The organism is Roseateles sp. P5_E1, from assembly GCF_054049335.1.
Map to the genome: position 1 here is coordinate 1 of NZ_JBFUMN010000253.1, position 643 is coordinate 643.

Below are 643 nucleotides of genomic sequence, written 5' to 3' on the forward strand. Positions count from 1 at the left end.
GCGCAGCAGGGTCAGGGTGAGCACGTCCGACCATGCCTGCTTGAGCAGCGACTGCACGAAGCGTGGCGGCGCGGCCTGGGCACACAGCTGTTCGATGCTGGCACCGGCCTGCTGCTTGGCCGCCTCCAGCCGCTCCTTGCCGCGTGCGGCTTCCACGTGGCGGCGCTCGGCCAGTTCGGCCTTGTGCGCCAGCGCGCGGAAGTGCTGCTGGATCTCTTCGTTGGCGGTGTCGAACACCGCCGCGTCGCCCTGGTAATCGTTGACCACCTGGTCGACCGCGCGGCCCAGCTTCTGCACCAGCTGCGGATCGACGTCCTCCTCGCCCAGCCAGTTGGCACCGGCTTCTGCCACGGCGTTGAGCAGTTCACGGGCCGGGTGCTGGTCACGTACGAAGAACGCCGGATCGGACAACGCCGCGCGCGCCACGGGCACCTGCAAGCGGGCCAGCAGGTCGGCGGCGACCGCATCGGGGCGCACTTCACGCTGGATCTGCCCGTACAGCATGTCCAGCAGGTCGAAGGTGTCGTTGTCCTTGACCGTCAAGGCGGCCTGCGCGCCATGGTCGGCGCGCATCTGCGCCAACAGGGCGTTGTGCAGGTCGCCCATGCTGCGCCGCGCGCTGCCGCTGCCCACGGCCTGCGCC

1 protein-coding gene is annotated in these 643 nt (G+C 70.1%); it reads right to left on the bottom strand.

Features of this window, described 5'->3' with window-relative positions; translation table 11 throughout:
* Positions 1-643, bottom strand: a 643-nt coding sequence (locus tag ACXJKJ_RS30885; protein ID WP_457395349.1) for a DUF1631 family protein, incomplete at both ends; no start/stop codon positions are given.